The organism is Daejeonella sp., assembly GCF_044232565.1.
Taxonomy (GTDB): Bacteria; Bacteroidota; Bacteroidia; order Sphingobacteriales; family Sphingobacteriaceae; genus Daejeonella.
This window is the reverse complement of the sequence record NZ_JBIILQ010000137.1, coordinates 1-7,458: the sequence shown is the minus strand read 5'-3', so window position 1 is coordinate 7,458 and position 7,458 is coordinate 1. Positions and strand designations below refer to the sequence as shown.

The following is a 7,458-nucleotide window of genomic DNA, read 5'->3' as shown; positions in this document are numbered from 1 at the left end:
ATGGCCATTAGTCCGCCACCATTACTCGCCTTCGAAGCAATACCAGAAATCATCGTAAAAACTGAAGCAAAACTAATACTACCCAATAAAACTGAAAGTAAATAAAACCAAGGGTCGCCCATAGGATTATTGAAAACTAGTGAGTAAAAACCGAGGGCAATCAGCGAAAGTAAGATCATCAAGAAAATATTGTAAATTATTTTAGAAATAATAATTGCCTTCGGACTAGCAATGGTGTAATAATAAAGCTGACGGGCACGACTTTCCTGAATAAAACTTTTAGTGATGGCATTTACAGAGGCAAATAGCATAATTATCCAGAATAAGGCATTCCAAGTTTGGGCGCTACTAACCTGACGAAAAGCTAAATAGCAAACAAAAACAGTAGAAACTACATATAGGAGTATCCCATTCAATGCATATTTTGAACGCCACTCAAGCTTAATTTCCTTCCGGATTAAAAACTTTATTTGGTTGAATAAATCCATCGAGGCAAATATAAACTTTGAATTTCAGTTTTAAGTATTTAGCAAACAGATTCCAAGATTTCTCTGTAATTTGGATCCGTGCTTTCATCCATAATGAGAGCCCAATCGGGAAAATAATCAATAAAGCGACAGAAAATGAGGTGCACTCAATCCATTTTATTGAGCAGGATGAAAATGAGAACCCAAATCAGATAAGTGATTTAGCCCAGTCTCAACTAAGAGAATATTTTGAAGGCAAAAGAAAAAATTTCCACTTCCCTATGAATCAATCGGGAAGCGATTTTCAGAAAAATGTATGGCTAGAACTCCAGAATATCCCTTTAGGCCACAGCATAAGCTATGCAATATTGGCTAAACGAATGCAAAACCCGCTTGCTATTAGAGCAATTTGCGGCAGCTAATGGAAAAAACAATCTTTTGCTGGTGGTGCCATGCCACCGAGTAATTGGTAGCAATGGAAAACTTGTGGGATTTTCTACCGGTATTTGGCGAAAAAAATGGCTCTTAGCGCATGAAACAAGAATGACCGTCATGGGACAGTCATTCTTGGATTTTTAGTCTCAATAAAAAGGTGTTCTGCTAATATTGAATGAAATATTTTCAATTAGCTTAATTTTAATAACGACTATTTTCTCGGTGCTAATTCCACATGGTAGCGAACTAATTCATCTATCGGAGAACGAATAATTTTTCCAACTTTCATACCATATTCTATAGCAGTTTCTTCGAGCACATTTCTAAAATTGTATCCAACAGAGCCAATACAATTGAAGGTATAATCTTTATAATTTGGATAATGGCTTACGATATTTTCAAAAAAATCAACAAAAGAAGTCTTAACAATTTTTCTTGAATATTCTGCATGAACGTTATTATCGTATACAAACTTACTGAAGCTAGCACAAAAGCGATTTGCAAGAGGTTTGGTATAAACCTGATCGGTTACTTGCTCTGGAGTTAGCTTGTAAGTTTCCCAAAAACGTTCCCTAACCACTTCTGGCATATATCCACGTAAATAATCCGTCAATAATTTTTTTCCAATATAGCATCCACTACCTTCATCTCCTAAAATATAAGCTGCAGAATCAATGTTTAGTGAAATGTCTCTACCATCGTAAAGACCAGTATTAGTTCCCGTTCCTAGAATTGCGGCAAAGCCTGTATCTAATCCTAATAATGAGCGAGCTGCAGCAAGAAGATCATGACCAATATAAATGCTGGCTTTGGTAAAAACATTTGCCATAGCATCTGAGACAATCTTTTGTTTTTCATCCGTAGAGCAACCAGCACCATAATAATTCACTTCGGTAACCTTATCTAAATCTAGATCTGAAGGAAGATCCTTAAAAAGAGATTCAATAATATATTCTGAACTTACAAAGTATGGGTTGTATCCTTCTGTGTTAAAATAGATTTTTTGACCAGCATCATTTAATAAACACCAATTGGTTTTGGTAGAGCCGCCATCAGCAATAATGATCATAATTATATATATATATATTAAAATTTAAAGGTATGAAATAATACTTATTGTCAAAAGGACACTATGTATATTGTCAAATTCTTTTATTTATTTTAAAAATAGAATTAAAATTTGGCAATAAAAACTCTTAGAATTATCTTTTTTGAACCATATTCAACAGAAATAATTTCAAATAAGCAAGATTAAATTTAATTTTAGCCATGAATGAGACAAAAATGGTGGTAGATCTACGCAGCGATACGGTAACTCGGCCTAGTCCGGGGATGCTAGAAGCAATGTATAGCGCAAAAGTCGGGGACGATGTTTTTGGGGAAGATGAAACCGTAAATGCGCTCCAAAACAAGCTTAAACATTTATTTGGAATGGATGACGCCTTGTTTTGTCCATCAGGTACTATGACCAATCAAATCGCAATTAAATGCTTTACAAATCCAATGGATGAGGTTATTTGTGATGAAACTGCCCATGTATACCGTTATGAAGGTGGTGGAATAGCCTTCAATTCTTCCGCATCGGTGCGTTTATTGAATGGCGATCGCGGTCGCTTGACTGCCGATCTAATTGAACCTCAAATCAATCCCGAAAATATTCACTATCCAAAAAGCACTTTGGTAGTCCTTGAAAATACAGTAAACCGTGGTGGTGGTAGTTTTTATACCCTTGACCAAATAGAGCCAATTTACCATTTATGCCGCTTAAAAAACATGAGCCTTCATTTAGATGGAGCACGTATTTTTAATGCACTAGCAGAAACAAACGATAATCCGAAAGAGTATGGAAGAATGTTTGATGGAATTTCTGTTTGTTTATCAAAGGGATTAGGCGCACCGGTAGGTTCAGTATTATTAGGAAGTACAGAAACAATACAAAAAGCAAAACGTATACGCAAAGTTCTAGGTGGAGGCTGGCGTCAGGCTGGTTTTCTAGCTGCTGCGGGCATTTATGCCCTTGACCACCATGTTAATCGCTTGAAAGATGATCATCGCCACGCGAAGGTTCTAGCGGAGGCATTACTTGGCTTAGCTTTTGTAAAAAGCTGCATGCCTGCGGATACCAACATTGTAATTTTCGAGCTTGACGAGAAGCACAATCCAGAAGAATTTGTCGAGAAATTAGCACATCACGGCATAAAATGCAATTCCTTTGGGAAGCAGATGATTCGTTTTGTTACCCATTTAGATATCAATTCTGAAATGATTGACTATACGCTTGAGACCTTAAAGAAAATTCACTAAATTGAAATATTATCTCGAAAATGACATTTTCAGCATAATCTTCATCGAAATTTTGCTTTTCTTGCAGGCGATCTAAAACAACTGATCTATGGAAAAAATTCTGATAGCCAACAGGGGTGAAATTGCCCTTCGCATCATGCGCTCTGCGCGTGAAATGGGCATAAAAACCGTTGCTGTATTTTCGGAAGCCGATCGTAATGCCCTTCATGTGAGATATGCTGATGAAGCCGTTTGCATCGGACCTGCGCCCTCCTCTCAATCTTACCTTTTAGGAGAAAAAATTATTGAGGCCTGCAAAAAAACAGGGGCTCAAGGAATTCATCCAGGTTATGGATTTTTATCTGAAAATGCTGCCTTCGCGAGAATGGTTAAAGCTGCGGGAATTACATTAATTGGTCCTTCGCCCGAGGCGATGGAAATTATGGGTAACAAACTGTCTGCCAAAGCAGCGGCACTGAGCTATAATATCCCCATGGTTCCAGGCACGGAAGAAGCCGTTACAGACCTTGAAGTTGCGCAAAACAGAGCATTAGAAATTGGTTATCCAATATTGATTAAGGCAGCAGCAGGCGGCGGTGGCAAAGGCATGAGAATTGTTGAAAAGGCTTCCGATTTTGTGGAGCAAATGGACCTTGCAGTTTCGGAGGCGAGTTCAGCCTTTGGAGATGGTTCAGTATTTATCGAACGTTATGTTTCTTCACCTCGACACATAGAAATACAAGTTCTAGGGGATAATTATGGCAATATTGTGCACCTATTTGAACGCGATTGCTCCGTACAAAGGAGGCATCAAAAAGTAGTGGAAGAAGCTCCTTCTTCAGTGCTTTCTGAAGAACTTAGGCGAAAAATGGGTGAAAGTGCTGTCAATGCAGCCCGTTCATGTAATTATATTGGTGCTGGAACCGTTGAATTTATTTTGGATGAAAACCTAGATTTTTTCTTCCTAGAGATGAATACGCGTTTACAGGTTGAGCATCCGGTAACGGAAATGATTACTGGTATTGACCTTGTAAAAGAACAAATTCGGATTGCTCGTGGTGAGCCATTAAGTTTTACGCAGGATGATCTCAAAATTAAGGGGCATGCTATTGAAGTACGAGTTTATGCCGAAGACCCAGCAAATAATTTTCTGCCAGATATAGGTAATTTACAGACTTATATCACTCCTAAAGGTCCCGGAATACGAGTAGATGATGGTTTTGAGCAAGGAATGGATATCCCAATTTATTATGATCCGATGATTGCCAAATTGGTAAGCTATGGAAAAGACCGCCAAGAAGCCATCCAACGTATGATTCGTGCAATCGATGAATACCAAATTACGGGTATTCAAACAACCCTAGCCTTCGGAAAATTTGTGATGCAGCATGAAGCTTTTGTATCTGGCAATTTCGACACCCATTTTGTGAATAAATACTTCCTTCCGGAGCATCTCTCGCAAGAAAATGAGGAAGAAGCTATGATTGCCGCTCTAATTGGTTCAAATTTTATGAGTTCAATTAGTGATACGGCAAAAGAAAATGTAAGTGCTGAAAATGAATCTCAGTGGAGAAAAAATAGGAAAGAACACTAGTTTAATAGAAAATATATGTTTACAGGCATCATTGAGAATATCGGTCGCGTTTTAGAACTCAGAAAAGAACAAGATAATCTGCATTTAACCATTCAATCAGAAATTTCTGATGAACTTAAAATCGATCAATCTGTGGCTCATAATGGTGTTTGTTTAACCGTTGTTGCTTTAGCAAATGGCACTCACACGGTTACGGCTGTGGCCGAAACGCTAAATAAATCTAATATCGGACAACTTAAAGAGGGTAGTTTAATAAATTTGGAACGCTGCATGCAAATGAATGGACGTTTAGACGGACATATTGTGCAAGGCCACGTAGATCAAACAGCATTATGCACTGAAGTAAAAGAAATGGGTGGCAGCTGGGAATATAGCTTCACTTATGACCCTAAAATGGGCAATATCACTGTCGAAAAAGGTTCAATTTGCGTGAATGGAATTAGTCTGACGGTGGTAAACTCTCAAGAAAACGCCTTTTCAGTAGCTATCATTCCTTATACTTACGAACATACCAATATGCAGGAGCTAAAAAAGGGAGACACTGTGAATTTGGAGTTTGATATTATTGGGAAATATGTGGCAAGGTTGGTGGGTTTCGAGAGCCTCAGCCAGCGGAATTAAAATGAGTTTGAAGAGTCTAGTCAATAAATAATCCGTAGAAACGCTGTGCTAAACTCTAGGGACGATGGGTTAATTTGGTACGGTGACCATAGGGTAATTGGTACGGTGACAACACCGACCAAAGGAAAGAAAATTGAGTGTATTATAATTACTCGATTGCCTTACCCTTCATGGCGGTTGAAATGGCAGTGTTCATCAATCGTTCAGCAAAAGGACGTGTAAATTCATTTAACTCGTCGATACTTTTTAAAATTAGATCTTTATCACCAGATCCTAAAGCATTTTTGAGAGATTGAATCAAATTTTGAGTATCGGCAATTTCAGTTTCAGAGACTTGATCCGTATTTTTTGCAAGAAAACGTTCCACGGTATAAACCATTTGTTCACCTTCTGTACGTGCTTCAATGAGCATTCTTTTGCTTACATCTTCGCGTGCATTTTCTACACTATCCAAAAGCATTTGCTCCACTTGCTCATCGGTTAAACCGTAAGTAGGTTTAACCTCTACCTCCTGCTTAACTCCTGAGCGTAATTCAATTGCTTCAACAGTTAAGATACCATCAGCATTAAGCTTAAAATTTATATCAACCTTAGGGAAACCTGCCGGCATTGAGGGAATACCTTTTAGGTCAAATTCTGCCAATTTTCTGTTTTCTGAGACTAAATCGCGCTCCCCTTGATAAACAGAAATCTTCATGTTTACTTGTCCGTCAATTGACGTAGTGTACTGCCTACCAGCCTTATTTGGCACTTTGGCATTTCTAGGGATAATTACATCCATCAATCCGCCCATGGTTTCAATCCCCAAAGAGAGCGGAGTAACATCAAGTAATAAAATATCTTTTCTGTTACCGGCCAAAATATCCGACTGAATGGCTGCACCCAAGGCAACAACTTCATCAGGGTTTATTTGATCATGCACTTCTTTTTCAAAAAATTCAGCAACTTTATTTTTTACGAGTGGAGTACGTGTAGATCCACCTACCATCACTACCTCTTGAATATCAGAAATGTTCAAACCTGCATCTTTTAGCGCATTTTTGCAGCAATCGATGGTTTGATCTACTTTTGAGAAAATTAGCTCTTCAAATTTTAATTTAGTAATGGCGCAAGGCACATCACCCACAAAATCATTGAAAATATTTTGCGTTGTTAATGCTTTTTTAGCCTCTTCAGCCTTTAAGCGTAAAGCCTGATTGAAAGAAGAATCTCCCAGCTTATTCTCCAACTTATTTTGTTCAATCCAATAATTTACGATAGCCTGATCAAAATCATCACCACCTAAAAAAGTATCCCCATTGGTGGAAAGCACTTCAAAAATGCCATTTTGTATCTTTAGAATCGACACATCGAAAGTCCCGCCCCCTAAATCATAAACTGCAATAATCTTTTCCTCTTCAGGATTTAAACCAATTCCATAAGCCAAACTAGCGGCGGTAGGCTCATTCACAATCCTTAAAACATCTAAACCTGCCAATTTACCTGCATCGCGTGTTGCTTGTCGCTGGCTATCATTAAAATACGCAGGAACAGTAATCACAGCGCGATTAACCGCAGTTTTAAGGGCATGTTCTGCCCTCTCCTTCAGCTCTTTAAGAATCATTCCAGAAAGTTCAATTGGCGAATAAAATTTATCTCCAACCTTTATTTTAACTAAACTTTCGCGATCATCATCAATAATTTTATAAGAAAAAAGACTGCTATGCGACTCAATATCTTTAAAAGAACGCCCGAGTAGGCGTTTAACAGAAAATATAGTATTTTGAGGATCAGAAATAAGAAATTCTTTAGCCTCATTACCAACAATTACATGACCATCGTTTTGAAAATGTATAACTGAAGGTACTAAAAGACCTTTTCCAGTATCATTAATTACCTGAGGATGGCCTTCAGGGTTTATGAATGCAACCAAGCTATTAGTTGTACCGAGGTCAATCCCAACAATTAATTCTTCCTTTTGTACAGAACCGGTCGCAATATTAATAGATACTTTAGCCATAATTGTTTCTCAACAGGCCGCAAAGGTAGCGAGTTTAGGCGCAATACCGAAGCATTCGC

The 7,458-nt window shown here is 38.0% G+C and carries 8 protein-coding genes; 5 read left to right on the top strand and 3 right to left on the bottom strand.

Features of this window, described 5'->3' with window-relative positions:
- Window positions 1–488 (bottom strand): heme exporter protein CcmB (locus ACILQF_RS08470; protein WP_395626984.1); only part of this gene is annotated, 488 nt, incomplete at its 3' end.
- 17 nt (window positions 489–505) lie between these two features.
- Between ACILQF_RS08470 and ACILQF_RS08465 the strand changes: the two genes are divergently transcribed.
- Both ACILQF_RS08465 and ACILQF_RS08460 read left to right on the top strand, forming a co-directional pair.
- Complete coding sequence (locus ACILQF_RS08465) at window positions 506–889, top strand: methylated-DNA--[protein]-cysteine S-methyltransferase (RefSeq protein WP_395626983.1); 384 nt, start codon at window positions 506–508, stop codon at window positions 887–889.
- A complete protein-coding gene (locus ACILQF_RS08460) occupies window positions 828–1,046 on the top strand; it encodes a methylated-DNA--[protein]-cysteine S-methyltransferase (protein ID WP_395626982.1) in 219 nt (72 codons plus the stop codon). The genes ACILQF_RS08465 and ACILQF_RS08460 overlap by 62 nt, the downstream gene beginning before the upstream one ends.
- 67 nt (window positions 1,047–1,113) lie before the next feature.
- Here the strand turns inward: ACILQF_RS08460 and ACILQF_RS08455 are convergent, their stop codons facing one another.
- Entirely contained in the window at window positions 1,114–1,971 is an 858-nt protein-coding gene (locus ACILQF_RS08455; RefSeq protein WP_395626981.1) for an N-acetylglucosamine kinase, read from the bottom strand.
- Between the two features lie 200 nt (window positions 1,972–2,171).
- Here ACILQF_RS08455 and ACILQF_RS08450 point away from each other — a divergent pair, with 200 nt between their 5' ends.
- From ACILQF_RS08450 to ACILQF_RS08440, 3 genes are all read left to right on the top strand, one after another.
- Window positions 2,172–3,206: a threonine aldolase family protein gene (locus tag ACILQF_RS08450; protein ID WP_395626980.1), complete on the top strand. Its 1,035-nt coding sequence runs from the start codon at window positions 2,172–2,174 to the stop codon at window positions 3,204–3,206.
- Window positions 3,207–3,294: 88 nt separating this feature from the next.
- Entirely contained in the window at window positions 3,295–4,779 is a 1,485-nt protein-coding gene (gene accC / locus ACILQF_RS08445; RefSeq protein WP_395626979.1) for an acetyl-CoA carboxylase biotin carboxylase subunit, read from the top strand.
- Between the two features lie 15 nt (window positions 4,780–4,794).
- Complete coding sequence (locus ACILQF_RS08440; protein ID WP_395626978.1) at window positions 4,795–5,400, top strand: riboflavin synthase; 606 nt, start codon at window positions 4,795–4,797, stop codon at window positions 5,398–5,400.
- Between the two features lie 148 nt (window positions 5,401–5,548).
- On the opposite strand, the gene hscA is transcribed toward ACILQF_RS08440, so the two are convergent.
- Complete coding sequence (gene hscA / locus ACILQF_RS08435) at window positions 5,549–7,399, bottom strand: Fe-S protein assembly chaperone HscA (protein ID WP_395626977.1); 1,851 nt, start codon at window positions 7,397–7,399, stop codon at window positions 5,549–5,551.
- Window positions 7,400–7,458 lie beyond the last annotated feature (59 nt).

What these genes read in the sequence shown, in the direction of transcription:
- ACILQF_RS08460 (WP_395626982.1), top strand. Translation starts at nt 828, where the DNA reads ATGCAATATTGGCTAAACGAATGCAAAACCCGCTTGCTATTAGAGCAA.
- ACILQF_RS08450 (WP_395626980.1), top strand. Translation starts at nt 2,172, where the DNA reads ATGAATGAGACAAAAATGGTGGTAGATCTACGCAGCGATACGGTAACT.
- hscA (WP_395626977.1), bottom strand. Translation starts at nt 7,399, where the DNA reads ATGGCTAAAGTATCTATTAATATTGCGACCGGTTCTGTACAAAAGGAA.
- ACILQF_RS08440 (WP_395626978.1), top strand. Translation starts at nt 4,795, where the DNA reads ATGTTTACAGGCATCATTGAGAATATCGGTCGCGTTTTAGAACTCAGA.
- ACILQF_RS08455 (WP_395626981.1), bottom strand. Translation starts at nt 1,971, where the DNA reads ATGATCATTATTGCTGATGGCGGCTCTACCAAAACCAATTGGTGTTTA.
- accC (WP_395626979.1), top strand. Translation starts at nt 3,295, where the DNA reads ATGGAAAAAATTCTGATAGCCAACAGGGGTGAAATTGCCCTTCGCATC.